The following is a 25,827-nucleotide window of genomic DNA, read 5'->3' as shown; positions in this document are numbered from 1 at the left end:
GAGGGCTCCTTCTGAACGGATGCGAACAGGGCGCGGCGCGACCGGCCGTCAACCGACGGTGGCGGTCGGCGCCAGTTTCTCCCCGGCCTTGAGGTACCGCCCGGTCTGCCTGCGGTGCCCGTAGCCGTCGATGAACGCCCCGTCGCGAAACACCACCGTGCCGGCGATCCCGGTGGCCACCACCGCGTTGTCGCTGCGGTTGACCATCCGCGACAGTCCGCCGAAGAATCCGGCGGGCTCTTCGTGGTAGGCGGCCAGCGTGTCATCGAGCCCCTCGGGGTCGACGACGACGAAATCGGCGCGGTCGCCGCGGCGCAGGAACCCGGCGTCCAAGCCGAACCAGCTGCCCAACTCGCCGGTGAGTCGGTGCACCGCGGTCCCCAGTGGCAGCACCGGTTCGCCGGCCAGATCGGCGTCGCGCATCCGCTTGAGGAACCGCAGCCCGAAGTTGTAGAACGCCATGTTGCGCAGATGTGCACCCGCGTCGGAGAAGCCCATCTGCACATTGGGGTCGCGGGCGATCTTGTCCAGAACGCCGGGGCGGTGGTTGCCGACCGTCGTGGTCCAGCGGACATTCTTCTCGCCGTTGTCCACCAGCACATCCAAGAACACATCCAGGGGGTGCTCGCCGCGTTCGTCGGCGATCTGCCCGAAGCTCTTGTTGACCAACGTCTCATCGGGACACTCCACGATCAGCGCTTCGTGGAAGTCCTTGTGCCACATGCCGGGCATGTGACGTTTGAGCATGAACTCCCGGCGGAACTTGCGCCGGTAGTCCTTGTCGGCCATCAACGCGTTGCGTTGCAGTTGGTCACGCAGGTGCAGCGCGGCAGTGCCGGCACCGAATTCCTCGAAGACGGGCAGGTCGATCCCGTCGGAGTACAGCGTGAACGGCACCGGCAGATGCTGGAAGCGGACCTGTGAACCGAACACCGCGTTGCCGATCGCCGCCGCCCCGCGCAACACCAGATGCGCGCCCGGCGCGGATTTGCCGTCGGCGACCACCAGCAGGCTGATCGGAACCTGTTTGCGTCGCGTCCGATACGACCCCGACGCCGCGAAGAACATCACCGCGGTCAACGGGTTCTTGATGTTCGGGGCGCTTTGCATGATCCGGCCGTGGCGGCGCAGCACATCGATGAGCATCCACCGCTCATGCCACCACGCGTAGGTGGAGGGCAACGCCCGAGAGCGATAGCGATCACCGTCGAGTTTGTCGATCGGGGAGTCCATCCCGGACAGCCCGAGCATGCCGGCATCGAGGGCCTCGTCGAGGCGGGCGGTCATGGTCTTGAGCTCACCCGGTGTCGGCAGCGCCCAGGTGTTGGTGGCCCGGCCGAGACCCATCACCGAGGTGCGCAGATCCGAATGCCCCAGAAACGACGTCACATTCGGCCCGAGCGGCAGCGCGTCGAGGGCCTTGACGTAGCCCTCGGGGCCGTCCCAGGTGCGGAACTCCTCCAGGGCGCCGAGAACGTGGGCACGCGGCACGGCCTCCACCCGGCTGAACAGGTCGGCGACATCCTCGGTTTCGGCGTACACCGACGACATCGAACAGCAACCCAACGCGATCGTCGTGACACCGTGACGCACCGATTCGTCAAGGCCAGGGTTGAGCAGCACCTCGGCGTCGTAGTGGGTGTGGATGTCGATGAACCCCGGCAGCACCCACTTGCCGGCGGCGTCGATCACCTCCGGACAGTCGGTCTCATCGAGTTCACCGGCGCTGACCTCGGCCACCCGGCCGTCGCGGATACCGAGGGTGGCTTGCCGTGGTTCGGAGTCGGTCCCGTCGAACCACAGGCCGTTTCGCACAATGAGGTCGAACATGATGGCACCCCTTCAGCTCGGGTCGCGAGAAGGACCCACCACTGTGTCTAGCACGGACCACCGGGGTTAAAAAGTGGTCCAGGTCACAGCGATGGTCGGGGCCTGCCGCCGGCGCCGGTTTCCTATCATCGCGGCATGGCGGTCGACGGGGGTGCAGCGGCGAGGTCACCGGCGTTCACCGCCGCCGAGATCACCCGCTATCACCGGGCGGGATGGTGGTCGACGACGACACTGTCGGCTGCGGTACGGCGCAACGCCGAGCGGACCGCGGACCGGGTGGCCTACCGCGACCACGGCGGCGCGGCCCTGAGTTGGGCGCAGTTCGACGCCGCCGCCGAGGCGTTGGCACGTCAGTTGGTCGGTGCCGGGGTGCGCCCGGGGGACCGGGTGGCGGTCTGGCACGCCGACACGGTGGGCGTCCACGTGCTGTTCGTGGCGATCGAACGCGTCGCGGCGGTGGTGGTGGGTCTCGGCGTGCGCGCCGGTCCGCGTGAGCTCACCGCGATCCTCGCCGAGACCGCCCCGGCATTCCTGGTCACCGACCCGCCGCGGGCGCAGGCCGCCGTCCCGGTCGCCGCCGCTGCGGGCACCCGTTCGCTGGTGGTGCGCGACTTGCGGATCGCCGCTCCGTCGCTCCCGCTGCCGCCGCCATTGGGCGCCGACGACGTGTTCTTGATCAACTCCACGTCCGGTACCACGGGGCTGCCGAAGTGCGTGGTCCACACCCAAAATCGGTGGTACTACTTCCATCAGAAGGCGGTGGCCAACGCCGATCTGCGCGCCGAAGACGTGTTCTTGCCGGTGATCCCCACCCCGTTCGGGTTCGGGTTGTGGACCAGCCACACCACGCCGATCCACCTCGGGGCCCGAACGGTGCTGCTCGACCGGTTCAGCGCCGCGGCGACCTGGGCGGCGATCGCCGAACATCCGGTGAGTGTCCTGTGTTGCGTCAGCACCCAGCTGACCATGATGATGGCCGATCCCGCTCGCGGGGACCACGATCTGAGCTCGCTGCGGGTGGTGTTCACCGGCGGGGAGGCGCTACCGTTTCACCCGGCGGCGGCGTTCGAAGACCTCACCGGTGCAACTATTCTGCAGTTTTACGGGTCCAACGAGACGGGTCTGCTCTCGGGCACCACGGTGGCCGATCCGCGTCAGCGGCGGCTGGCCACCGCGGGCCGCGTGGTGCCGGAGATGGCGGTGCGGCTCTTCGACGGCGACGACGACGTCACCGCGACCGGCACCGGCCAGCCGGCCTGCCGTGGGCCGGCCACCAGCCTCGGCTACCTCGGCGGTGTCGATCACGATGCGCTGTTCACCGCCGACGGATGGATGCGGATGGGCGATGTCTGCCACCTCGATGGCGAGGGCTACCTCACCGTCACTGGCCGCAGCTCGGATTTCATCGTCCGCGGCGGCAAGAACATCAGTGCCGCGCAGGTCGAAGACGCCGCCAGCGCGCACCCGGCCGTGGCGGTCGCCGCCGCGGTCGCCATGCCCGACCCGGTGTTCGGGGAGAAGGTCTGCCTCTATGTAGAACGCGTCGAACCCGTAGAACGCGCCGAACCCGTCGAGGGCACCGAGGTCGGCGAGTACGCCGACCCACTCGATCTGGAACGGCTCAACGCGTTCCTGTTGTCGGCCGGGGCGTCGAAGGAAATGCTGCCCGAACGGCTCATCGTGATGGCGCAGTTGCCCCGCTCCTCGGGCGGAAAGATCGCCAAAGGAGTGCTGCGCGAGGACATCCGCTCCCGCACCGCGCCGCGTTAGCCGGTGATGCGGTCGGCGACGAAGTCGGCGGCCTCCTGCGGCATCGGTGAGTTGGCGTAGCCGAGGTGGGCGAGCATGTTGCCGCCCTCGACGCACACGATGTCGTCGGGAATGCAGAAGTCGATGCTCTCGGCCCGGTACGCCTCGGCCAGCACCGGCACGGGTCCGCCCCAGTTGTCGACGGCGTAGCTACTGGTGGGGGTGCCGAACAGCGTCACCGCCGCGATGTGGTCGGCGGCGTCGGCGGGAAGCCGCTCGCTGGTCAACTCGGTGACCATCGCGCCCTGCGAGTAGCCGCCGAGCACGATCTTGGTCTGCGGGCACGCCGCGATCGTCGACTGCACATGGGCGGTGGCGTCGACCGCGCCCGCCTCGGCGCTGGTGCGGTAATCGTGGGTCGCCGGATAGTTCACCGGATACAGCTCGATCGACTGGTCGGGGACCCGCGCGCGCAGCGCGTCGATGAACGCCTGCCCGACCCCGCCCGGACCGACCGGTTCACCGGATCCGCGTGCGAAGACCACCTCGGTCTGCGGGCAGGGCTCGGCCGTGGCGAGCGGGACCCCGGTAGGGAGGCCGATCAGGCCTCCCATCAGCACGGCACCCCCCAGGACGCCGATCACGCCGTTACGTCTCATGTCGTAGATACTGGCATGGACCCGCCGGGCCCGATCACCGAACCCGGGGGGACGGGAGGAGAGACAGCGATGGCCAACGGTGCCCAGGCACTGATCACCACACTCGTCGACTGCGGGGTGCAGGTGTGTTTCGCCAACCCTGGCACCTCGGAGATGCATTTCGTGGCCGCCCTCGACGCCGTTCCGCAGATGCGCGGTGTGCTCTGCCTGTTCGAAGGGGTGGCCACCGGCGCCGCCGACGGCTATGCGCGCATCGCCGGCGCACCCGCGGCGACGCTGCTGCATCTGGGGCCGGGACTGAGCAACGGGCTGGCCAACCTGCACAACGCCCGCCGGGCACACAGCCCGGTGGTCAACATCATCGGCGACCACGCCACCTACCACAAGAAATACGACGCACCGCTGGAATCGGAGATCGAGCCGCTGACCGCGTGGACGCACGGCTGGACGCGGCGCACCACCGGCGGCGAGGAGGTGGGACGCGATGTCGCCGAGGCGGTCGCCGCGGCGGCGAGCGCCCCCGGGCAGATCGCCAACGTGATCTTGCCCGCCGACATCTCCTGGAGCGACGGCGCCACCGCCGGGGTGCCGGTGCGTGCGGGCCGGCCCAGCGACCCGGACCCGACCGCACTCGCCGAGGTCGCCGCGGTGCTCACCGGTGGCGATCCGGTCTGCCTGCTGCTCGGTGGCCCAGCCACCGGGGCGGCGGGTCTGGCTGCCGCCGACCGGATCGCCGTGGCCACCGGGGCGCGCACGCTGGTGGAGACCTTCCCGGCGCGGCTGACGCGCGGGGCCGGGGTCCCGCCGATCGAGCGGCTCGGCTACCTGGCCGAACAGGCGGGTAGCCAACTCGACGGGATCAAGCATCTCGTCGTGGCCGGCACTCGAGCGCCGGTGACGTTCTTCGCCTACCCCGACAAACCCAGCGACCTGGTTCCCGACGGGGCGGCGGTGCACACCCTGGCCGGCCGCGACACCGACGTGGTCGCCGCGCTGCAGCAACTGGCCGAGATCGTGGCACCCGGCACCGCGGCGCGCGGGGCTTCGGCGGCGGTGCCGGAACTGCCGACCGGTGCGCTCACCGTCGAAAACTGGGTGCAGGTGATCGGTGCGCTGCTGCCCCCGCAGGCGATCATCTCCGACGAATCCAACACCTCGGGCCTGCTTTTGGCGGCTGCCACAGCCGGATCGCCGCAGCATGATGTGCTGGCCTTGACCGGTGGGGCGATCGGTCAGGGCCTGCCGGTGGCGGTGGGCGCGGCGATCGCCGCACCGGACCGGCCGGTGGTCGCGTTGCAGGCCGACGGTAGCGCCGCCTACACGATCTCGGCGCTGTGGACGATGGCGCGCGAGCAACTCGACATCACCGTGGTGCTGCTCAACAACAGCGCGTACGCGATCCTGCGGATGGAACTCGCCCGGGTCGGTGCTGACGGTGGCGGACCCAAGGCCGCGGACCTGTTGGATCTCCGACGACCGGAGATGGATTTCGCCGAGATCGCCGCGGGTTTCGGGGTGCCGGCGACGGTGGCGGTCAGCTGCGAAGACCTCGCCGACCAATTCGCCGCGGCCCTCACCGCACCCGGCCCACACCTGATCGACGCACGGATCCCGACGGTTCTCTGAGGTGGCGGGCGCCCGCCTGCGGGCTCACCTGCGTTGCGCGGGTGCTCCTTCGGCGATCTTGCGTGTCGGCGACGGCGTCTTTCCGGAGTTGGCTTTCATCGCCATGGCCGTGGTCAGCCCCGCGATCGCGAAGCACAGCACCACGTAGACGAGGTTGCCGGTCGGGTTGCCGTCGGCGGTGCGGCCACCGACCGCCCCGAAATAGTCAGGCAGCGCGGCCAGCCACAGCAGCGCCATGACACCGAGATACACCGCGGCGTAGCCGACCATGAGTCGGTCGGTATAAGCGCTGGAGGTCAGCCCGCCGCCGAGGTGGGTGGCGCCGTGGATGCGCAGCCGCTCCCACTGGCGGTAGAAGATCACCGCGGCGATCACCGCAACGGCGATCAACTCCAGCAGGTAGGCGTAACCCTGCAGGCGGCCGCCGGAGGCCCACTGGGTGATCGTGGCGGGCAACGGCAGGATCGCGGTGCCCAGCGAGGCGAGCACGCCGACCGCGACGGTGCGCCACACCAAACTCGGTGCGCTCAAACGCTTTCCGAGATCGACGTTGCGACCGACGAACCACTGCACACAGAATGCCAGCGACAGCGGCCACAGTGCGGCGAACACCACCACGCTGCCCATCGGCACGGAGGCGAAGAACGGCTGGTTCATCGGGTTGTCCAGCGACCATTCCCACCAGCGCAGCTGGGGGCCGATGTGGTCGAAGATCTCGTAGAACGCGTGGTGAACCAACCCGACGCAGATCGCCCCGGCCAACGTGCCGTAGCGGCGGAAAATGCCGAGAACCCGGACGATCTCAAACGAGATCGTCGCCATGAACGGGTAGATCGCCACGATGTACAGCGGCAACCGCCCCCAGAGGAATTCCACCGTGAACAGGTTGTGGGCGAACATCGTGTCGACGTGATCGGCGATCCCGAAGGCGCCGGGGAAATACAGCGGCGGTTCGATGATCAGAAGGTAGGCGATCGCGCCGAACCACAGCACCAGGTTCGTCGCGTCATGGTGGCGGCGGTAGCGCCCGATCGCGTACACCAGCGCTAAAACCGCGCCGAGGATGATCGTCACCTCCAACACCGGCATCGTCCAGTTCTCCAACGCGAACGGGTTGCGGACCTCGATGAGGCCGCCGGTGTCAGCGCAGGTGAAACCCATTGCCGTGGCGAGCTCTTGGAAGGTGTCCGTACACAGGTCGGGCATTGCGGTCCTCACCTCGGGGGTTCTAGTTGGGGGCGGCGGTGGCGGCGGTGTACCACTGGGTGACGTCGTAGCCGTCGTTGTAGCGATCAAACCATCTGTCGGCCAAGACCGGCAGCTTTTCGTTCGCCGGGTTGTGATAGGGCATCTGGCTGCGGAACACTCCGGCGAGCGCGGTGAGTTGTTCGCGGACCGGCAGGTGGCCGAAGGCGTTGTCGACCGGTCCGTGGTCGGCCGGTTTGCGCACCGGCAACCGGTCGAGCGCCATCTTCTTGTAGCGGTAGGGGACGAACGTCGACATCGCGTCGACCTTGCGGTCGGCGAAAGGCACATGGGTGTTGAACCCCTGCGCGGCGATCCGCAGGGTGGCCATGACGTGTTTGAACACCGAGGGCGCCACCCGCATCCGGTAGAAGGGATTGCCGACCACGTGGTCGTAGATGATCAACGCAGAACTGCGGTGTTCGACCTCTTCGACGAAGTGCCACAAGAACAGTGAGGCAACCCGGTCATCGCCAGGGGCGAACAGGGTGTCGTCGTGGTCGAGCATCAGCTTGAACACCGGGGTGAACGTGGCCTCCAGATCGGCGGTGTAAGCCAACCGGTATTTCATCGGGGTGTTGTCGGTGAGATCGTCGAACGCGGCGAGGACCTCGTTGAAGGTCTCCTTCAACCCCGGATAGGCCTTGATCAACCCCTTGACGTGCTGGCGGTGTGCCCAGGAGTGCTGGCCTTCCTGGCGGACGAACGCGTCGGCCTCCTCGGCGATCGCCGGATCGGTGATGACCTTCTGTGCCTCGGGGATCATCGCGCTGATCATGTTCTCGAACGCGACGGCGAGGAACGACACCGAGTTGGCCATCGCCGAGAACGCGGGGTTGGACTCGTTCCACAGGAACGGGACCGGGTAGTTGGCGAACCCGAAACGCATCTTGCGCACTTGGAGATCGGTCATGGCGTGGGCATCCTCGAATCACAACATACAATCACACACGAATACGGATGTCTGTATGATTGCAAGCGGCCGGTCGGCAGTCAAGCCGCCGTCCGGGGAAGGGCGGAGCGCAACCGATGGCACGTAGACGCGGATGGGGCGGGCACCCGCCGAAGACCGACGACGAGGCAACCGCCCGCATCGTCGCCGCCGCCGTCGACCTCATCGACACCACCGGCGCCGCGGTCACGATCGCCGATGTGGCCGGCTCGTTGGGGGTGATCCGCCAGACCGTCTACCGCTACTTCCCGACCGCGGATGCGTTGATGCGCGCGGCCGCGATCGCCTCGGTGGATGGATTCTTCGACCGCCTCACCGAGCACGTGCGCGGCATCACCGACCCCGCCGAGGCGCTCACCGAGGGCACCCTGTACACGCTCGACGCGGTTCGTGCCACCCCGCATCTGGGGATTCTGCTCTCGGGCACCTCCGGTCACGACCACACCGGTGACCTGGCCTCCGAGGAGGCCCGAGATTTCGGGATGCGGATGATCGACCGGTTCGACGTCGACTGGGAGGCTTACGGCTTCACCGACGTCGACCTGCATGAGCTGGTCGAGTTCACACTGCGGATCATGCTGTCGTTCTTCGTCGCCCCGGACGCACCCGCGCGCACGGCCGAGCAGTTGCGCGGTTTCCTGCGGCGCTGGCTCGGTGGGGCGATCGAGGCCCGCCAGTGCGTCACGGCGCAGAACTGAGGCGCGGCGGCGGCATGTTCTCGCCGGCCGGCGATCGCCGGTGATCGCGACACGGTCACAAGCCGATCTCGATTCGACCGTCAGAAAGCTCACCTGTCACTTCCGTCGCTAGGGTCGCAGGGGTAACTCCGGGGTGGGCCGGTACGGACGGATGCGCGTGAAGGACGACATGACGAGGTATCGGCGGCTGGGTTCGGCAGCGCTGGTGGCCGCACTGGTGCCGGTGATCCCCATCGCCTTCGCCGCCCCCGCCCAGGCCGATCCGTGCTCGCCGGGGTGGGAGCCCCGCGCGCAATCGCGGATGTTGCCCCAGCAGGCACCGCAGCAACGCCAGCTGGTGCCGCAGCTGCCGGTCACGCACCTGCCGATCGGGCGTAAGCCGGCCGCTCCGGGCACGGTGCCGCCCGACCCCTACGAGGGCGTGGTGCGTCCCAGTGCGGCGGTGCTGCCCGACGGCAGCACCTACCCGATCCCGGACGACCCGGCCACCGCCGACCCGCCGCCGGGGATCACCCCGGCGCCCGCGGCTCCGCGGGCAGCGGCGCCGGCCGCCGTGGCCACCGAAGCGGCGACGGTGGCCGGCTGGCTCACCGGACCGCAGACGAACTCCTACTCGAGGTTCACGATCTCCGGTGCCGACCTCGGGATCCCGTGGGACAACGGCGGCGCCGGCGGCAAACACCAGATCCTCTACGCCTTCGGCGACACCTTCGGCAACTGCGGTGTGCCCGGCCAGCAGTGGCGCAGCAACACCTTGTTCCGAAGCAATGACCTCAGCCCCGTCAACGGCATCACGGTGCCCGATCCCGCCTACGGCAATCCCGTGGCGGGCTCGCCGGTCAGCGGGCCGGGGTCCAACTTCTCCCGGCAGGTGATCGCTAGTCTCAACCTGGTGCAAAACGAGGTGACCGTCATCCCGACCGCCGCGATCTCCGTGGGCACCACCCAGTACGTCAACTTCATGTCGATCAGCGCCTGGGGCCAGCCCGGATCGTGGTCGACGAACTTCTCCGCGGTGGCGGTCTCCAACGACAACGGCGAGACGTGGACGGTTCCCCAGTCGAGCATCCGCCCGTCGATGTTCTTCGCCGTGCCCAGTGTGTTCTTCATCTGGGGCGAGCAGAACTTCCAGCAGAACGCCTACCTGCGCAGCGGCGGCTACGTCTACCAGTACGGCACCACCCCGGGCCGGGGCGGCTCGGTCTTTTTGGCCCGGGTTGCCGAGAACGAGATCACCAACCGGTGGGCCTATGAATTCCACACCCCGTTCGGATGGCTGAAGTGGTTCTCGTTCTTGGCGATTCAGGTCGTCGCCGACCGGGCCAGCGAGCTGTCGGTGGCCTACAGCGAGCACCTCGGCAAGTTCATCATGCTCTACACCAACACCCTCAACAACGTGGTGATGCGCACCGCCGACAACCCCGAGGGCCCGTGGAGCAGCACCACCACGCTGGTGCAGTCATCGACGATGAACACCGGGATCTACGCCCCCTACATCCACCCCGGCTCACCGGCGATCACCGGGGAGGGCAACGAGCTGTACTTCACGCTGTCGCAGTGGTCGGACTACAGCGTCGCGCTGATGCGCGTTGCTCTGCCGTAGCCGTGGTGGGTCAAAACCGCGTCCTCATCCGTTCGAGCACCCCCGGCACCGCATCGAACCTGACGGTCTCACCGGCCAGCGAGGTCACAGTGCCGCAATAGGTGCCGCTGAGCTGGGTGTAGTCGATCGCGGCAGCGAGCAGATTGACCTTCACGTCCTTGCGCCAGTCCGGGGTAAAGGTCACGTCGAGTCGGCCGTCCCGGTCGCGCACCCGCCCCGGTGGGGCTGGATCGCTGAACCCGCAGTCGAACTCGATGCCCGCCAATGGCTCGACCTGTCCGGGCACCCAGTTCGACGACTCGTCGTCGGCATCACTGAACTCTGCGCGGTCGACGAAACTGGACCCGACGATGCCACCGGCCGCCCGGGTGGCGAACGTGCCCCAGGTCCAGGAGGTCGAATAGGGGAAATGGGAGCGGTTCTCGTCGATGATCGCGAAATCGCGTTCCGGGTCGAACCGGTACCGGTGCTCGCCGAGGGTGAGCGTGCCCTGTACCGGGAACGGCTGTTTGAACGTGTAGTAGTCGATGCTGGGGGTGATCTTGGCGCTGATGCTCAGCGCCGGCGCCGCCTCCCGCAGGTGGAGCGTCAAGGTCCCGCTGATCGCCGGTCCGGACGCGTCGGCCGCGCAGTCGAACTGCACCGTGCCGGTTCCCGCCCTCTCGTCGAAGTCGTAGCGCAGCAGATAACCACGCTTGGCCACCGTGCACGTCCCGCCGTGCAGCAGTTCGTCGGGCAACGTGACGCCACCGCCGCGCAGCGTCACGGCCTTCTCCGCCGCGCCCCCGGTCGACCGATCACGGACGAACAACTCCGAGGACGCCAGATATTTGGCGTCCTGCATGATCATTGCGCCGGAGAGCTGCGGATGGATCAACGTGAACCCGACCCATTCTTTGAGGCGCCATCGGTGCCACAGTCGCGCGATACCCCGGTAGGCGTCGAGGGGATTGGTGTCACGGAACCGCTGGGCGAATCGCCCGTAGCGTCGAACGCCGCCGCCGACCAGGTGATCCGGGGTGAGCATAGGGCCGACCCTAACGGCGCGGACCGGGCGTCCGGTCCGAATCACCCAACTGTCGGCTCAGTCCGTCGGCTGACGTTTGACCATCACCACCGCGGCCAGCGGGATCCGCACCGGCTCGGGCGTTACGGCCATCTTGGCGGCCACCGCCTGCTCGAGCCGGTCGGCGAACTCGCTGACCCGCGGATCGCGGCGACCGCCGTCCAGCCCGACGCACAACGCGGGAAACAGTGACGCGCGGGCGAACGCCGCCCACTGCGCGCCGAACGCCGCCGTGTCCTGGTCGCGCTGGTACTGCGACCAGAACCGGTCGCCGGCGTCGAAGATCCCCAAGTGTTCGATGGCCAGGCCCTCGAACCGATCGTGCGGGGCGAACGGGGCGCGCAGATCCTTCTCGCTGCGCACCACGATCGGGATCGTCATGCGCCGCACCTCCTCGGTGCTGATCAGGGTGGCGCCGACCAGGTCGTGCAGCCCCGCCAGGATCGCCTCGACCAACGGCTGGTAGCCGTATTCGCCGTCGTCGCCGACCGCGGCGGTCAACACCAGCAGGCGCCCGCCGGGGCGCAGTTCGCGACCCCGAAACGCCAGGAAGTTCTGCCAGTCGGCCGTCGCCTGCCGCGCATAGGCCGACCGGGCCGCGTCGTCGGTGCTGTAGGCGACGAACACGTGATCGCGCAGTTCGGAGGGCACGGTGCGCAGCCACATCACCGCCCACGAGGTCCAGCCCAGGGTCACCGCGTTGGACGGCAGGATCTGGTCGTAGAACGACCGGCCGATCGCCGCGGAGAACGTCGCGGGGTCCTTCTGCAGATAGCTGTCGGCGTCGTCGGCGATGGTGTGGAACAGCGCGTTGAAATCGTTGTCCGGCAGGTCGGTGTGGGCCACCATGATCGCGTGCTCGAGGCGGGTGCGCTCCCGGATCGCGTCGATCGCCGCGCCGATCGGCAGCATCGAGTTGTACCCGGTGGCCGCCCCGTAGTCGGCGATGACGATCGGTTGCGGCGGGGTGTAGAGGGGCACGGCCTGAGCTGCCTGTTTGAACAGCGCGACAGCGCGTGCCAGCCCGGCGGTGTCCAGGCGCGCCGACGGCAGATACGAGGCGCTGCCCGGCTGGTCGGGTCGCACGACAATGCTGGACTCCGGCACGCTTCCCTCCGATCAGGTCACCGCCACACACCGTCGACGGTAGTCCCCGCCGCCGTCTGGCGGGGACGAAGGTCAGTGCCCGCGGGCCACCCAGTCGTCGTAGTTGACGATCTCGTCGCCGATGGTGGTGGAGTCCCCGTGGCCGGTGTAGACGACGGTCTCGCCGGGCAGCGTCCCGAGCCGCTCGGAGATCGACGCCAGGATCGTGGGGAAATCCGAGAACGACCGGCCGGTCGCCCCCGGCCCGCCCTGGAACAGGGTGTCGCCGCTGAACACCGCGTTCAACTCCGGGGCGTGCCAGCACACCGAACCGGGGGAGTGCCCCGGGGTGTGCAAACCGCGGATCTCGATGCCGCCGACCTGCAGAACCGTGCCGTCCTCGACGGCGTGGAACGGCGCGTCCGGATGGGTCATCCGCCACAGCATCTCGTCGGCCGGATGCAGCAGCACCGGGGCGTCGAGGGCCTCGCCGAGTTGCGGGGCGACCGTGATGTGGTCGTTGTGGCCGTGGGTGCACACCACCGCCACCACGTTGCGGCCGGCGACCGCGGCGGTGATGGGGTCCGCATCATGGGCGGCGTCGAACACGATCACATCGGAGTCGTCGCCGACGACCCAGATGTTGTTGTCGACATCCCAACTGCCGCCGTCGAGTTCGAAGACACCGCTGGTGACGATGCGCTCGATGTTGCCGATGCTCACAAGATCACCACCGAACGCAGCACCTCACCGGAGTGCATCTTGGCGAACGCGGCCTCCACGTCGCCGAGTCCGATGCGCTCGGTGACGAACTTCTCCAGCGGCAAGCGCCCCTGGCGGTAGAGGTCGACCAGGGTGGGGAAGTCGCGTTCGGGCAGACAGTCGCCGTACCACGACGACTTCAGCGATCCGCCGTGGGAGAAGAAGTCGACCAGCGGCATGTCCAGGCGCATGTCCGGGGTCGGCACCCCGACCAGCACCACCGTGCCGGCCAGATCGCGCGCGTAGAACGCCTGCTTCCAGGTCTCTGGGCGACCGACCGCGTCGATCACCACGTCGGCGCCGAACCCGCCGGTGAGATCCTGGATGGTCTCCACGACGTCGAGTTCTGTGGCGTTGATGGTGTGGGTAGCTCCGAAGTCCCGCGCCCAGTCCAGCTTGGTGTTGTCGGTGTCGACGGCGATGATCTTTTTGGCGCCAACAAGTTTCGCCCCGGCGACCGCGGCATCACCGACCCCGCCGCAGCCGATCACCGCCACGGTGTCATCGCGGGTCACCGCTCCGGTGTTGATCGCCGCCCCGATGCCGGCCATGACCCCGCAGCCCAGCAGGCCGACCACCGCCGGGTCGGCGTTCTCGTCGACTTTGGTGCATTGGCCGGCGTGCACCAAGGTTTTGTCGGCGAACGCGCCGATCCCCAGCGCGGGTGAGAGCGCCGTGCCGTCGGTCAGCGTCATCGGCTGCTCGGCGTTGAACGTGTCGAAACACAGGTGCGGCCGGCCCCGCTTGCAGGCCCGGCACTGTCCGCAGACCGCACGCCAGTTCAAGATGACGAAATCTCCCGGCGCCACCGAGGTCACTCCCGCACCGACGGATTCCACCGTGCCGGCCGCCTCGTGGCCGAGCAGGAACGGGTAGTCGTCGTTGATGCCGCCGTCCCGGTAGGTCAGGTCGGTGTGGCACACCCCGCAGGCGGTGATGTCGACCACCACCTCCCCGGGGCCGGGGTCGGGGATGACGATGTCGACCAGTTCGACCGGTTGGTTCTTGGCTCGAGAAATCACACCGCGCACTGTTTGACTCATGGCAGCCAACCTACTAAAGGCCACCGCGCCGGGGCAGGGGACCGGTGTGGCTGGGCTACCGTGGACCGCGATGGCACAGATGTCGGAAACCACCGAGGATTTCAGCGCCCGCATGGTCGAGGTGATCGACCACGCGGCCGCGGCGCTGCTGATCAGCATCGGCCACCAGACCGGGCTGTTCGAGACCCTGGCCGTCCTGCCGTGGGCCACCAGTGCGGAGGTGGCCGAGGCGGCCGGCCTCGATGAGCGCTATGTACGTGAGTGGCTGGCCGGAATGGTCACCGCCGGCGTGATCGAGTTCCGTGCCACCGGGGCGTCCGACGCCGCGGCCCAGACGGCGGAATCGGTGGGAAACACCGGAGAACCGGGTGCTTATGCGCTGCCGGCGCACCGCGCGGCGGTGCTCACCGGGGCGGCCGGTGGGCGCAACCTCGCCGCCCTGAGCCAGTACATCCCGATGCTGGCCGACGTCGAGCAGCCGGTCATCGAATGCTTCCGCCGCGGCGGCGGGGTGCCCTACAGCCAGTACCCGCGCTTTCACACCGTCGCCGCCGAACGTAGCCGTCAGGTCTTCGACACCGTGCTGGTCGCCGAGGTCCTGCCCCTGGTCGACGGCCTGCCCGAGCGGCTCGCCCAGGGCATCGACGTCGCCGACATCGGCTGCGGCAGCGGGCACGCGGTCAACCTGATGGCCCAGGCGTTTGCCGCCAGCCGGTTTTCCGGTTTGGACTTCTCCGAGGAGGCGACGGCGGCCGCGACCGCCGAGGCCGCCAGACTGGGCAACACCAACGCGGAGTTCGTGCGCACCGATCTCACCGGCCTCGACGTCGTCGACCGCTATGACCTCATCACCGCGTTCGACGCCATCCACGACCAGGCGCAGCCGACACGGGTGCTGGCCAACGTGTTCCGTGCGCTGCGCCCCGGCGGGGTGTTCCTCATGGCCGACATCAAGGCGTCGAGCAACCTGGCCGACAACGTCGGTGTGCCCATGTCGACCTACATGTACACCGTGTCCACCATGCACTGCATGACGGTGTCGCTGGCGCTCGACGGGGAGGGTCTGGGCACCGCCTGGGGGTGGCAGCGTGCGCAGGCCATGCTGGCCGAGGCCGGCTTCACCGACGTGGACATCGTCGAACTCGACGCCGACCCGCGCAACTACTACTACCTCGGGCGGAAGTGACATGGCTCCCCTCGACGCGATCGACGCCTGGCCCGTCGGCCACGCCGCGGCCGCCGTCGTCGGCCCGGACGGGCTGGTGGCCGGCCACGGGGACCTGCAGCGCGGCTTCGCGCTGGCATCGGTGACCAAGCCGTTGGCCGCGCGCGCCGGCCAGGTCGCCGTCGAGGAGGGTGCGCTCGCCCTCGACACCGAGGCCGGTCCGCCCGGCGCCACGATCCGGCACCTGTTGGCCCACGCCTCGGGGCTGACGATGCACTCCGATCAGGTGCTGGCCGCCCCGGGGACCCGGCGCATCTACTCCAACTACGGCTTCGCCGTGTTCGCCGAGGCGGTGGCGCAGGCGACCGAGATCGAATTCGGGCACTACCTGCACGAGGCGATCTGCGTGCCGCTGGGGATGAGCGCCACCCGCCTGGACGGTGGGGCGGCGGCCGCCGGCTACGGCGCCACCTCGACGGTGGCCGACCTGGCGGCCTTCGCCACCGACCTGCTGCGCCCGGCGACTGTGTCGGCGCCGATGCATGCCGACGCCACCACCGTGCAGTACCCCGGCCTCGACGGTGTGCTGCCCGGTTTCGGGGTGCAACGCCCCAACGACTGGGGGCTGGGGTTCGAGATCAAGGGCACCAAGGCGCCGCACTGGACCGGTGCCACCAACTCGGCGCGCACCTTCGGGCACTTCGGCCAGTCCGGCACCTTCCTCTGGGTGGATCCGGAGCTGGACCTGGCGCTGGTGGTGCTCACCGATCGGGACTTCGGTGACTGGTCGCACCGGGTGTGGCCGGAGCTCTCCGACGCGGTGATCAGCGCCTACGGCGAAAAATAAGAATCGCCGCCAAGACTAGCGCAACATGGGCCTCACAAGGCACAATAGACACGGTTGACACTTGAATAACAGCACCGTCTGGGTGCGCCGCGGTTTCATCAGGTCGTTGGGGAAGACGTCCCTCGTGGAACCGAAGGAGCAGCAAGATGCGTGCGTTGAACCAATTCGCCGAGGTCACCGGCGGCGTGGTCTACGTCCATGCCTCGCCCGCGGCGGTATGCCCCCACGTCGAATGGGCGTTGACCTCGACGTTGGGCACTCCGGCGTCCCCGGCGAAGCTGAACTGGTCGCCGCAGCCCGCCATGCCCGGACAGCTGCGCGCGGTGGCCAACTGGATCGGCCCGGTCGGCACCGGAGCGCGGCTGGCCAACGCGCTGCGCTCCTGGTCGGTGTTGCGCTTCGAGGTGACCGAGGACCCCAGCGAGGGCGTCGACGGCCAGCGGTTCAGTCACACCCCCCAGCTGGGCCTGTGGAGTGGGTCGATGAGCGCCAACGGCGACGTCATGGTCGGCGAGATGCGGCTGCGCACGCTGATGGAGGCCGGTGCCGAGGTTCTCGCCGCCGAACTGGACTCGGTGCTCGGCACCGCGTGGGACGAAGCGCTGGAGCCCTACCGCAACGGCAGCGACAGCGCCGAGTGTGGCCTGCTGGCCCGCGGGGTCGGCTGAGCCGGCCGGTCAGCGGGGCCGCAGGATCTGCAGTGCGCCGGGCACCGCGGTGACCGTCACCGGCAGCGGAGCGACGAAGTCGCCGTCGGCGTAGGCGTTGATGCCCGGGCAGTCCACCCGCACCGTGCGCGCCCGGACGGTGCTGACCTCCTCGAGGTCGACGTGGCGGCCGGTGTACACGGTGGGGAACAACCGCAGCAGCCGCATCCGGGACCCCGCGCCGACCATCGTGATGTCCAGCAGGCCGTCGCCGTGGTCGGCGTGCGGACAGATCAGCATGCCGCCGCCGTAGCTGCGGGTGATCCCGACGGCGGCGAGGGTCAACTCCGCGTGCACGGGTTCGCCGTCGTCGACGGTGAGGGTGAACGGCAGCGGGCGCAGCCGGGACAACTCGGCGAGGATCGCGAGGTTGTAGCGCATCCGGCCGCGCGGCCAGCGCATCCGGTTGGTGCGGTCGCTGACCAGCGAATCGAATCCGGCAGCCATCACCGTGCCGAACCACGTGGTCCCGGTGGCGGTCTCGATGCAGCCCAGATCGACGGTTTCGGTGTGTCCGTCGGCGACGACGTCGGCGGCGGCCTGCGGATCGTCGGTGGGGATGGCGTATTCGCGGGCATGGTCGTTGCCGGTGCCGGCGGGAATGATCCCCAACGGCACCCCGGTGCGGGCCAACGACTGCAACGCCAACGCAATGAGCCCGTCGCCGCCGACGGCGATCAGCGCATCGGTGCCGGCGGCCAGGGACCGCTCGACCAGCCGGCGGGCGTGTGCGGCGTCGCGCCCGACCACCACGGTGACGTCGAGACCGCGCTGCTGCAGCCGGCTGACCGCTCGCTCGGCGGCGTGGCGGGCATTGCCGCGCCCGGCCGCCGGGTTGGCCAGCATCGTGACCCGGGTGGGCTGCTGTGCGCCAGTGGTCACGGGATGAGCTTGCCGGGGTTGAGAATTCCCGCGGGATCCAGCGTGGCCTTGACCGCGCGCAGTGCGCGCACCCCCAGTTCGCCGATTTCGTCGGTCAGCCACCCCCGGTGATCGGCACCGACGGCGTGATGGTGGGTGACGGTCCCACCGGCGGCCAGGATCGCGTCGGTCGCGGCGGCCTTGGCAGCGCGCCACTGCGCCACCGCGTCGCCGCGCTGGGCGGCCACGACGGTGAAATACAGCGACGCCCCGGTCGGATAGACGTGGGAGATGTGGCAGAGCACCAGTGCGGGGCTGCCCGAGGACCCCAGTGACGCGATGAGTGCATCGGTGACCGCGGATTTCAGCGTCGACAGATTCGACCAACTCGTCGCGGTCTCCAACGTCTCGGCCAGGGCCCCGGCGTCGAGCAGCGCGTCGCGCAGATAGGGCGCCCCGAAGCGGCCGTGCTCCCAGGCGCGCGCCGGCTCGGGGCCCAGCGAGGTGCCGCCGTGAGCGGCCAGCAGGTCGGCTGTCTCGGCGTGCCGGCCGGCGGTGTGCGCCGCGCTGCCCTCGAACAGCGTGATCGCCAGGCAGCCACCGGTGATCGACTCCTGCCCGATCGCGTCGGTGGTGGCGAGGTTCACCCCCGTTTCGGCTTCGTCGGAGAGCCGGATGACCGTCGGGCCCGCGCCGGCCTGGGTGACAGCGCGCAGCGCCGCGGCGCCGGTGGCGAAGTCGGGAAACGACCATGCCTCGTGGCGGATGCTCTCCGGTACCGGGTGCACTCGCACCCGTACCCGGGTGATCACCCCCAGGGTGCCCTCGGACCCCAGAAACAGTTGGCGCAGATCGGGTCCGGCCGCCGAGGAGGGGGCCCGCCCGGCGGTCATCGGTCCGACCGGGGTGATCATGTGCAGCCCGACCGCCATGTCGTCGAAGCGGCCGTAGCCGGCCGAGTTCTGCCCCGAGGAGCGGGTCGCGGCGAACCCGCCCACCGTCGCGTACTGGAAGCTCTGCGGAAAATGGCCCAGCGAGAAGCCGTGCTCGGCGAGGAGCCGTTCGGCGTCCGGTCCGGTCACGCCGGCCTGCAACTCGGCCTCTCCGGAGATCGGGTCGAGGTGCAGCAGCCGATCGAGTCGACGCAGATCCAGCGCCACCACCGCGGTGAACTGCGCACGGATCGGGTCCAATCCGCCCACCACGCTGGTGCCTCCACCGAACGGCACCACCGCGATGCCGTGATCGCTGCAGTAGCGCAGGATCGCACTGATCTGCTCCTCGTCCTGCGCGGCCGTCTCACCGCCGGGTTCGAGGACCGCATCCGGGGCGTCCTGCTCACCGGTGTTGCGCCGCGCCAACAGATCCAGTGTGGATTTGCCCCCGGCGTGACGCAGCCGGCTGTCGTGGTCGGTGTGGCACAAGCCCGTTCCGACGATGCGTTCCAGGGCCACGCGGTCGTCGTCGGGCAGCGCCGAGGGGCGCAGCCGCACCTGGCTCATCGTCGGGCGCGCCGCCGCCGGTGTGCGAACCCCCAGTGCCTGGGCCAGCAGGTCGCCGATCGCGGGGGACAGCGGGGTCGCCGCATCGGGATCGCCCCAAGCGTCCCACGCCATCGCGGTGTCCGGTGTTTCGGTGGGGTTGTCCGGCGCGGTCATGGCGATACAGTATGACAACGCCGATCCGTTGGCGACCGACCCGGAACGGAGCCCCCTGGATGTCTGAGGCCGCCGCCCTCAACGGTGCCCGCCGTGACGCCGAACTCGACGCGCTGGCCGGCGGTGGACCGATCGACGTGCTGGTCATCGGCGGCGGGATCACCGGGGTGGGCATCGCCCTCGACGCCGCGGCTCGCGGGCTGAGCGTGACGCTGGTGGAGAAGCACGACCTGGCGTTCGGAACGAGTCGGTGGAGTTCCAAACTGGTGCACGGCGGTCTGCGGTATCTGGCGACCGGAAACATCGGCATCGCACGGCGCAGTGCCGTCGAACGCGGCATCCTGATGACCCGCACCGCACCGCATCTGGTGCGCCCGCTGGCGCAATTGGTGGCGTTGCTGCCCGACGTGCGCCGCCGCGAGCGGGCGCTGGTGCGGGCCGGATTCCTGGCCGGTGACGTGCTGCGCCGACTGGCCGGCACCCCGACGACGGTGCTTCCCGGATCGCGGCGGGTTGGTGCCGCCGAGGCGGCCGATCTGGTCCCGACGGTGCGCCGTGACGGTCTCGACGGCGGATTGGTGGCCCACGACGGGCAGTTGATCGACGACGCGAGGCTGGTGGTCGCGGTGGCGCGCACCGCCGCCCAGCGCGGCGCGCGGATCCTCACCTACGTCGAGGCGAGCCGGGTCAGCGGCGACACAGCGCGGCTGACCGACACCCGCACCGGTGAATCGTGTGAGGTGACCGCGCGCTGCGTCATCAACGCCACCGGTGTGTGGGCGGGGCAGTTCGACCCGGCGTTGACGCTGCGCCCCAGTCGTGGCACCCATCTGGTCTTCGACGCGGCGGCGTTCGGCAACCCGACAGCGGCATTGACGGTGCCGGTCCCCGGTGAGCTCAATCGCTTCGTTTTCGCGATGCCCCAGCAGCTCGGCCGGGTCTACCTCGGCCTCACCGACGAAGATGCGCCGGGACCGATTCCCGATGTGCCACAACCTTCCCCGGCCGAAGTGGAGTTCCTCCTCGAGGTGGTCAACACGGCGCTGGGGACCGCGGTGGGCCCCTCGGATGTGCTCGGTGCCTACGCGGGGTTGCGCCCACTCGTCGACGCGGGGGAGGGGCGCACCGCCGACATCTCCCGCGAGCACGCGGTGACCGCGTCCGACTCGGGGGTGATCAGCGTCATCGGCGGCAAACTGACCGAATACCGATACATGGCCGAAGACGTGCTCGACTACGCGGTCACCGTGCGCAAATTGGCGGCCCGACCGTGTCGCACAGCGCGGCTCGCGCTCATCGGGGCGCCCGCCAACCCGGGAGCCGTGGTGCCGCCGACGGCGGCGATGCCCGCGGCGTTGTTGGCGCGGTTCGGCAATGAGGCGGCGAACGTGCTGGCGGCGGCGCGCTGCGCGGACCCGATGACCCCGGTCGTCGAGGGGATCGACGTGCTGCGTGCCGAATTCGCCTACGCGGTCACTCATGAGGGGGCGCTCACCGTCGACGACATCGTCGACCGGCGCACCCGTATCGGGCTGGTTCCCGCCGACCGGGACCGAGTCGTCGATGTGGCGGCGGAGTTCCTCAGCTGACGTCGTCGGTGCGTAGGATCGCCTCGCGCACCAGCGAGACGGTGTGCGGCTGCCACAACGCCTGCATCGGCACCAGGGTGGGAGTGTCGAGGTCGATGACGTGCACGGTGCCGCCGAGCGCCGGTCCCGCTGCGGCGGTGACGAACACGACCCCGTCGTCGGTGAGGGCCGCCGCTTCCGGGGGGCAACCCTGCACCCGGCTCACCCGGTAGCGGGGTTCGAACCCGGCACGTCGACACACGTTGACGAGGAAGTCGCTGTAGTAGGAGGCTCCGGGCGGCGACCACAGCACGATCGGGTGGGCGGCGAGTTCGATGACCCCGATGCTGCGGCGCCCGGCCAGTGGGTGGGTTGCGGCCACTGCGACGCGCAGGGGGTCGTAGCGCGCCACGGTCGCCGCCAACCGCTCCTGGGGCACCACGCCGCGACGCAACCCCAGATGCACTGTGCCGTCGTGCACCCCGGCGACCAAGTCGGCGGGGAACACCTGGCGCACGGTGAACGAGGTGGTGGGGAAGTGCGCGATCGTGGCCTCCAGCAGTCGGTAGACGTCACGGTTGTCGATCGCCGGGGTGTGGGCGACCACGAACTCGTCGCGTTCGAGGCGCGCGGCGGCGCGAGCGTGCTGGGCGAGCGTGTCGGCCGCGGCCAGCAGCGCGCGTCCCTCATCGAGCAGGGTCCGGCCCGCCGGGGTGAGGCTGATCTGCCGGCCGGCGCGCACCAGCAACTCCGCGCCGATGTCCTTCTCGAGTTGGCGCACCGCGCTGGAGAGGGCCTGCTGGCTCAGGTGCAAAAGCGCGGCCGCCCGCGTGAATCCGCCCGCATCGACGACCGCGACGAACTGCGTCAGGCGCCGCAGGTCCAGGTCGGGCCGGCGCGGCGGGGCGCTCTGGTGGGACACAGCACTCACCCTATCCACAACTGATTGTTGTCGAATAGTCGAAAATCACTGTTTTTCATTTGTGGAGGGGGGTTCTAGCGTCGAGAGCACACCCAACGAAAGGAACCGGAGAATGGCTGACCTTGGCGGCAAGTCCGCGATCGTGGCGGCCGGGGCGAAGAACCTCGGTGGACTGATCAGCACCACGCTCGCCGACCGTGGCGTGAACGTCGCCGTGCACTATCACAGCCCGGCCAGCGAAGCCGCCGCCGAGGCCACCGTGCAGCGCGCCCGCGACAGTGGGGTCGAGGCGATCGCGGTGGCGGGGGACCTGACCCGGCCGGCCGCGGTGACCGAGCTGTTCGACGCGGCGACCGAGGCATTCGGCGGAGTGGATTTCGCGATCAACACGGTCGGCAAGGTGCTGCGCAAACCGATCGTGGAGACCAGTGAGGCCGAATACGACTCGATGTTCGACATCAACGCCAAAGCCGCGTACTTCTTCCTGCAGGAGGCCGGCAAACGGCTCAACGACCACGGCTCGGCGGTGACGATCGTGACGGCGCTGCTCGGCGCGTTCACCGACGGGTACTCCACCTACGCCGGATCGAAGAGCCCGGTGGAACACTTCACCCGGGCCGCCGCGAAGGAATTCGCCGAGCGCGGCATCAATGTCAACGCCGTGGCGCCCGGGCCGATGGACACCCCGTTCTTTTACCCGCAGGAGACCCCCGAGCGCGTTGAGTTCCACAAGTCGCAGGCAATGGGCAACCGGCTCACCGAGATCACTGACATCGCCCCGCTGGTGGTGTTCCTGCTCGCCGAGGGCCATTGGATCACCGGGCAGACCGTCTTCGCCAACGGCGGTTACACCACCCGGTAGACCGGTAGCCGACCTACCGGGGCCCCCGGAGTCGCTCGATACTGGTGGTCATGACTGAGATCGATACTCCAGTGGACATACACCCCCAAAATTCGGGGGCGTGTGTCCGCTGGGGCGTCGATCTCAGCAGCAACCGCACTCGCGGGCCGGTCGGCCCCGGCCGTTCGCCGGTTACAGCGGGATGTTCTTGTGCCGACCGCGGCGGGCGGGCGCCTCGGCGAGTGCCTCGGTGATCTTGCTGCGGGTGTGGGCCGGGTCGATCTTCTCGTCGACCACACCGATCTCGATGGCGGCATCGACGCCGCCGGCGATGCGTTCGTGTTCGGCGGCGAGCTCATCGTGCAGGGCCTCGCGCTCGTGCTCCGGCGCGGCGGCCAGCTTGCGCTTGTGCAGGATGCCGACGGCGGCCTTGGCGCCCATCACCGCGACCTCGGCGTCCGGCCAGGCGAACACCTTGGTCGCCCCCAACGAGCGCGAGTTCATCGCGATGTAGGCCCCGCCGTAGATCTTGCGGGTCACCAGCGTGACGCGCGGCACGGTGGCCTCGCCGAACGCGTGCAGCAGCTTGGCGCCGCGGCGCACCACCCCGCCCCATTCCTGGTCCACCCCGGGCAGATACCCCGGTACGTCGACGACCACCACCAACGGGATGCCGAACGCGTCACAGAGTCGCACGAAGCGGGCGGCCTTCTCGGCGCTCTCGGAGTTCAGGCAGCCGCCCAGGCGCAGCGGGTTGTTGGCCATCACCCCGACCGTGCGGCCCGACAGCCGGCCCAGGCCGACCACCATCGACGGGGCCCATTTGGCCTGGAACTCTTCGAACGGCGTGTCCTCGTCGAGCAGAGCGCCGATGATCGGGCGCACCTCGTAGGCCCGCCGCGGCGACTCCGGCATCAACGCCTGCAGGTCGACCTCTTCGGCCTCAGCCTTGGTCCGGTCGAAGTGGCCCTGCTGGCTGAAGAGACCGACCAGCCGCCGGCCCCGCTCGTAGGCGTCGACCTCGTCGTCGGCGACGATGTGGCAGACCCCGGACTTCTTGTGGTGGGTGTCGGGTCCGCCCAGCGACACCATGTCGACATCCTCACCGGTGACGCTGCGCACCACGTCGGGGCCGGTGACGAAGACCCGGGAGTCGGGGGCCATCACGATCACGTCGGTCAGCGCCGGCCCGTAGGCGGCGCCGCCGGCCGCGAAGCCGACCACCACCGAGATCTGCGGGATGTAGCCGGAGGCGCGGATCATCGCCTCGAACACCAGCCCGACCGCGTGCAGCGCCTTGACGCCCTCGGCCAGTCGCGCGCCGCCGGAGTGCCAGATTCCCACGATCGGGCTCTGCTCCTCGATCGCGGTGTCGTAGGCGTTGACGATGTGGCTGCAGCCCTCGATGCCCATGGCCCCGCCCATGACCGTGCCGTCGGTGCAGAACGCGATCGTGCGCACCCCGTTGACGGTGCCGGCGGCGGCCAGCACTCCGGAGCGGTCCCGTTCGTGCAGCAACTCGACGCTGTCGTCATCGAAGAAGGTGGAGAGCCGCAGCAGCGGATCCCGCGGGTCGAGCGCCTCGTTGACTGTCTCCGGTGCGGTGATCGTCATCTCCGTCTCCTGTGTGCTAGCTCTGCGGGCCCGCCGGGCGGTGTCCGCTCAGTATTTGCCGAACACGGTTGCGACGTTGTGCCCGCCGAACCCGAACGAGTTGTTGACCGCGTAGTGGAAGTCCCCCTGACGCGGTTTGTCGGCCACCACGTCAAGATCGATCTCCGGATCGAGGTTGACCAGGTTCAGCGTCGGGGGAATGACCCCGTCCCGCAGCGCCAGGGCCGTCAGGATCGACTCCACGGCGCCGACCGCACCCACCGAGTGGCCCAACGCGGACTTGGGGGCGTACACCGCCGGCCGGTGTGTGCCCATCGCGTTGTTGATGGCCTTGCCCTCGGCGACGTCGCCGACCTGGGTGCCGGTCGCGTGGGCATTGACGTGGTCGATGTCCTCGGGGGTGAGCCCGGCCAGCTGGATCGCCCGGGTCATCGCGTAACCGGCCCGTTCCCCGTTGGGGTCCGGGGCGACGATGTGATAGCCGTCGGAGGTGATCGAGGCGCCCATGATGCGGGCCAACGGTTTGGCGCCGCGGGCCTTGGCGTGCTCCTCGGTCTCGATGACCAGGATCGCGCCGGCCTCGCCGAACACGAACCCGTCGCGGTCCTTGTCGAACGGACGGCAGGCGCCGGCGGGGTCATCGTTGTTGGTCGACAACACGATCCGCATCTGGGCGAAGCCGGCGATCGGCACCGCCTCGATCTTGGTCTCCACCCCGCCGCAGATCGCGATGTCGGCCTCGCCGAGAACGATCTGCTGCCAGGCGTGGGCGATGCCCTCCGATCCCGACGCGCACGCCGAGACCGGAGTGATCACCCCACCTTTGGCCTCCCGGTCCAGCCCGACGGTCGCGGCCGCCCCGTTGGGCATGTACTTCTGCACCGTCAACGGGGAGACCGCGCGCAGGCCACGTTCCCGCATGTCGTCGTAGGCGAAGACCAACTCCTCGGTCGAGCCCATCCCGGTCCCGATCGACACCATCAACCGCCGGGTGTCTACCTCCGGTGCCCCGGCGTTGTCCCACGCCCGCCGGCTCACCACCAGCGACAGCTTCTGCAGATACGACAGCCGACGCAACTCGGTGCGGGTCAACCCCTCATCGAAGGACGACTCCGGCTCGACCAGGTGCCCGCCGATACGGACCGGCAGGTCGAACTGGTCGACGAAGGCGTCATCGAGTTTTCGGATTCCGCTTTTTCCATCCAGCAGTGCCTGCCAGGTGGATTCGGCGTCGGTCGCCAATGCCGTGGTCATGGCGATACCGGTCACAACGACGTCGGGAAAACCATTCCCGGTGGTCAACGATGTCATGACAGTCCTGGAGG

Annotated in this window: 22 protein-coding genes; 9 read left to right on the top strand and 13 right to left on the bottom strand. The window is 69.1% G+C overall.

Annotated features, from left to right (window positions below):
• Nucleotides 1–48 precede the first annotated feature (48 nt).
• Nucleotides 49–1,830 carry an N-acyl-D-amino-acid deacylase family protein gene (locus tag B8W67_RS02255; protein ID WP_069391510.1) on the bottom strand — a complete coding sequence of 594 codons (1,782 nt, stop codon included), beginning with the start codon at nt 1,828–1,830 and terminating at the stop codon, nt 49–51.
• 135 nt (nt 1,831–1,965) lie between these two features.
• Between B8W67_RS02255 and B8W67_RS02250 the strand changes: the two genes are divergently transcribed.
• Nucleotides 1,966–3,600: a class I adenylate-forming enzyme family protein gene (locus B8W67_RS02250; protein WP_085302085.1), complete on the top strand. Its 1,635-nt coding sequence runs from the start codon at nt 1,966–1,968 to the stop codon at nt 3,598–3,600.
• On the opposite strand, the gene B8W67_RS02245 is transcribed toward B8W67_RS02250, so the two are convergent.
• A complete protein-coding gene (locus B8W67_RS02245; RefSeq protein ID WP_085302083.1) occupies nt 3,597–4,238 on the bottom strand; it encodes a cutinase family protein in 642 nt (213 codons plus the stop codon). The genes B8W67_RS02250 and B8W67_RS02245 overlap by 4 nt on opposite strands.
• A gap of 69 nt (nt 4,239–4,307) precedes the next feature.
• Between B8W67_RS02245 and B8W67_RS02240 the strand changes: the two genes are divergently transcribed.
• A complete protein-coding gene (locus tag B8W67_RS02240) occupies nt 4,308–5,864 on the top strand; it encodes an acetolactate synthase large subunit (protein ID WP_069391507.1) in 1,557 nt (518 codons plus the stop codon).
• A gap of 24 nt (nt 5,865–5,888) precedes the next feature.
• Here B8W67_RS02240 and B8W67_RS02235 read toward each other — a convergent pair whose 3' ends face one another.
• Nucleotides 5,889–7,070 carry a hypothetical protein gene (locus B8W67_RS02235; protein WP_084228574.1) on the bottom strand — a complete coding sequence of 394 codons (1,182 nt, stop codon included), beginning with the start codon at nt 7,068–7,070 and terminating at the stop codon, nt 5,889–5,891.
• 22 nt (nt 7,071–7,092) lie between these two features.
• Nucleotides 7,093–8,022: a metal-dependent hydrolase gene (locus B8W67_RS02230; RefSeq protein WP_069391505.1), complete on the bottom strand. Its 930-nt coding sequence runs from the start codon at nt 8,020–8,022 to the stop codon at nt 7,093–7,095.
• A gap of 116 nt (nt 8,023–8,138) precedes the next feature.
• On the opposite strand from B8W67_RS02230, the gene B8W67_RS02225 reads away from it, so the two are divergent.
• Entirely contained in the window at nt 8,139–8,759 is a 621-nt protein-coding gene (locus B8W67_RS02225) for a TetR/AcrR family transcriptional regulator (RefSeq protein WP_069391504.1), read from the top strand.
• Nucleotides 8,760–8,928: 169 nt separating this feature from the next.
• Nucleotides 8,929–10,362, top strand: coding sequence for a glycoside hydrolase family 183 protein (locus B8W67_RS02220; protein ID WP_069391604.1), 1,434 nt, complete (start codon nt 8,929–8,931; stop codon nt 10,360–10,362).
• A gap of 10 nt (nt 10,363–10,372) precedes the next feature.
• On the opposite strand, the gene B8W67_RS02215 is transcribed toward B8W67_RS02220, so the two are convergent.
• The 4 genes from B8W67_RS02215 to B8W67_RS02200 form a co-directional block, all read right to left on the bottom strand.
• Nucleotides 10,373–11,389, bottom strand: coding sequence for a DUF2804 family protein (locus B8W67_RS02215; protein WP_085302081.1), 1,017 nt, complete (start codon nt 11,387–11,389; stop codon nt 10,373–10,375).
• A gap of 57 nt (nt 11,390–11,446) precedes the next feature.
• Nucleotides 11,447–12,535 carry a class I SAM-dependent methyltransferase gene (locus tag B8W67_RS02210; RefSeq protein ID WP_085302079.1) on the bottom strand — a complete coding sequence of 363 codons (1,089 nt, stop codon included), beginning with the start codon at nt 12,533–12,535 and terminating at the stop codon, nt 11,447–11,449.
• Between the two features lie 72 nt (nt 12,536–12,607).
• Nucleotides 12,608–13,231 (bottom strand): MBL fold metallo-hydrolase, encoded by a 624-nt coding sequence (locus B8W67_RS02205; RefSeq protein ID WP_234793846.1) that lies wholly within the window; start codon nt 13,229–13,231, stop codon nt 12,608–12,610.
• Nucleotides 13,232–13,233: 2 nt separating this feature from the next.
• On the bottom strand, nt 13,234–14,319 hold the full coding sequence (locus B8W67_RS02200; protein WP_069391500.1) for an S-(hydroxymethyl)mycothiol dehydrogenase: 1,086 nt from the start codon (nt 14,317–14,319) through the stop codon (nt 13,234–13,236).
• Between the two features lie 70 nt (nt 14,320–14,389).
• On the opposite strand from B8W67_RS02200, the gene B8W67_RS02195 reads away from it, so the two are divergent.
• The 3 genes from B8W67_RS02195 (at nt 14,390) to B8W67_RS02185 (ending at nt 16,999) form a co-directional block, all read left to right on the top strand.
• Nucleotides 14,390–15,505 carry a class I SAM-dependent methyltransferase gene (locus B8W67_RS02195; protein WP_069391499.1) on the top strand — a complete coding sequence of 372 codons (1,116 nt, stop codon included), beginning with the start codon at nt 14,390–14,392 and terminating at the stop codon, nt 15,503–15,505.
• A gap of 1 nt (nt 15,506) precedes the next feature.
• Nucleotides 15,507–16,331 carry a serine hydrolase domain-containing protein gene (locus B8W67_RS02190; RefSeq protein WP_085302077.1) on the top strand — a complete coding sequence of 275 codons (825 nt, stop codon included), beginning with the start codon at nt 15,507–15,509 and terminating at the stop codon, nt 16,329–16,331.
• A 146-nt stretch (nt 16,332–16,477) separates the two neighbouring features.
• Entirely contained in the window at nt 16,478–16,999 is a 522-nt protein-coding gene (locus B8W67_RS02185; RefSeq protein ID WP_069391497.1) for a DUF3145 domain-containing protein, read from the top strand.
• 9 nt (nt 17,000–17,008) lie between these two features.
• On the opposite strand, the gene B8W67_RS21070 is transcribed toward B8W67_RS02185, so the two are convergent.
• Together B8W67_RS21070 and B8W67_RS21065 are read right to left on the bottom strand one after the other, a co-directional pair.
• Nucleotides 17,009–17,920 carry a diacylglycerol kinase gene (locus B8W67_RS21070; RefSeq protein ID WP_264033520.1) on the bottom strand — a complete coding sequence of 304 codons (912 nt, stop codon included), beginning with the start codon at nt 17,918–17,920 and terminating at the stop codon, nt 17,009–17,011.
• Nucleotides 17,917–19,515: an FAD-binding oxidoreductase gene (locus tag B8W67_RS21065; RefSeq protein ID WP_197747596.1), complete on the bottom strand. Its 1,599-nt coding sequence runs from the start codon at nt 19,513–19,515 to the stop codon at nt 17,917–17,919. The genes B8W67_RS21070 and B8W67_RS21065 overlap by 4 nt, the downstream gene beginning before the upstream one ends.
• 101 nt (nt 19,516–19,616) lie before the next feature.
• Between B8W67_RS21065 and B8W67_RS02170 the strand changes: the two genes are divergently transcribed.
• A complete protein-coding gene (locus B8W67_RS02170; protein WP_069391496.1) occupies nt 19,617–21,146 on the top strand; it encodes a glycerol-3-phosphate dehydrogenase/oxidase in 1,530 nt (509 codons plus the stop codon).
• Here the strand turns inward: B8W67_RS02170 and B8W67_RS02165 are convergent.
• The gene (locus B8W67_RS02165; RefSeq protein WP_234806637.1) at nt 21,139–22,047 is read right to left on the bottom strand and encodes a LysR family transcriptional regulator; all 909 of its coding nucleotides are present in this window, start codon (nt 22,045–22,047) and stop codon (nt 21,139–21,141) included. The two genes, B8W67_RS02170 and B8W67_RS02165, sit on opposite strands and share 8 nt — an antisense overlap.
• A 112-nt stretch (nt 22,048–22,159) precedes the next feature.
• Between B8W67_RS02165 and B8W67_RS02160 the strand changes: the two genes are divergently transcribed.
• Nucleotides 22,160–22,909, top strand: a complete 750-nt coding sequence (locus B8W67_RS02160) for an SDR family oxidoreductase (protein WP_069391494.1) — start codon at nt 22,160–22,162, stop codon at nt 22,907–22,909.
• A gap of 171 nt (nt 22,910–23,080) precedes the next feature.
• On the opposite strand, the gene B8W67_RS02155 is transcribed toward B8W67_RS02160, so the two are convergent.
• Both B8W67_RS02155 and kasB read right to left on the bottom strand, forming a co-directional pair.
• Nucleotides 23,081–24,502, bottom strand: a complete 1,422-nt coding sequence (locus tag B8W67_RS02155) for an acyl-CoA carboxylase subunit beta (protein ID WP_069391493.1) — start codon at nt 24,500–24,502, stop codon at nt 23,081–23,083.
• Between the two features lie 48 nt (nt 24,503–24,550).
• Complete coding sequence (gene kasB, locus B8W67_RS02150; protein WP_069391492.1) at nt 24,551–25,813, bottom strand: 3-oxoacyl-ACP synthase KasB; 1,263 nt, start codon at nt 25,811–25,813, stop codon at nt 24,551–24,553.
• Nucleotides 25,814–25,827 lie beyond the last annotated feature (14 nt).

Source organism: Mycolicibacillus koreensis (assembly GCF_002104795.1).
GTDB lineage: Bacteria > Actinomycetota > Actinomycetes > Mycobacteriales > Mycobacteriaceae > Mycobacterium > Mycobacterium koreense.
Note: the sequence above shows the minus strand (reverse complement) of the source record. Positions and strands in the feature narration are given on the sequence as shown.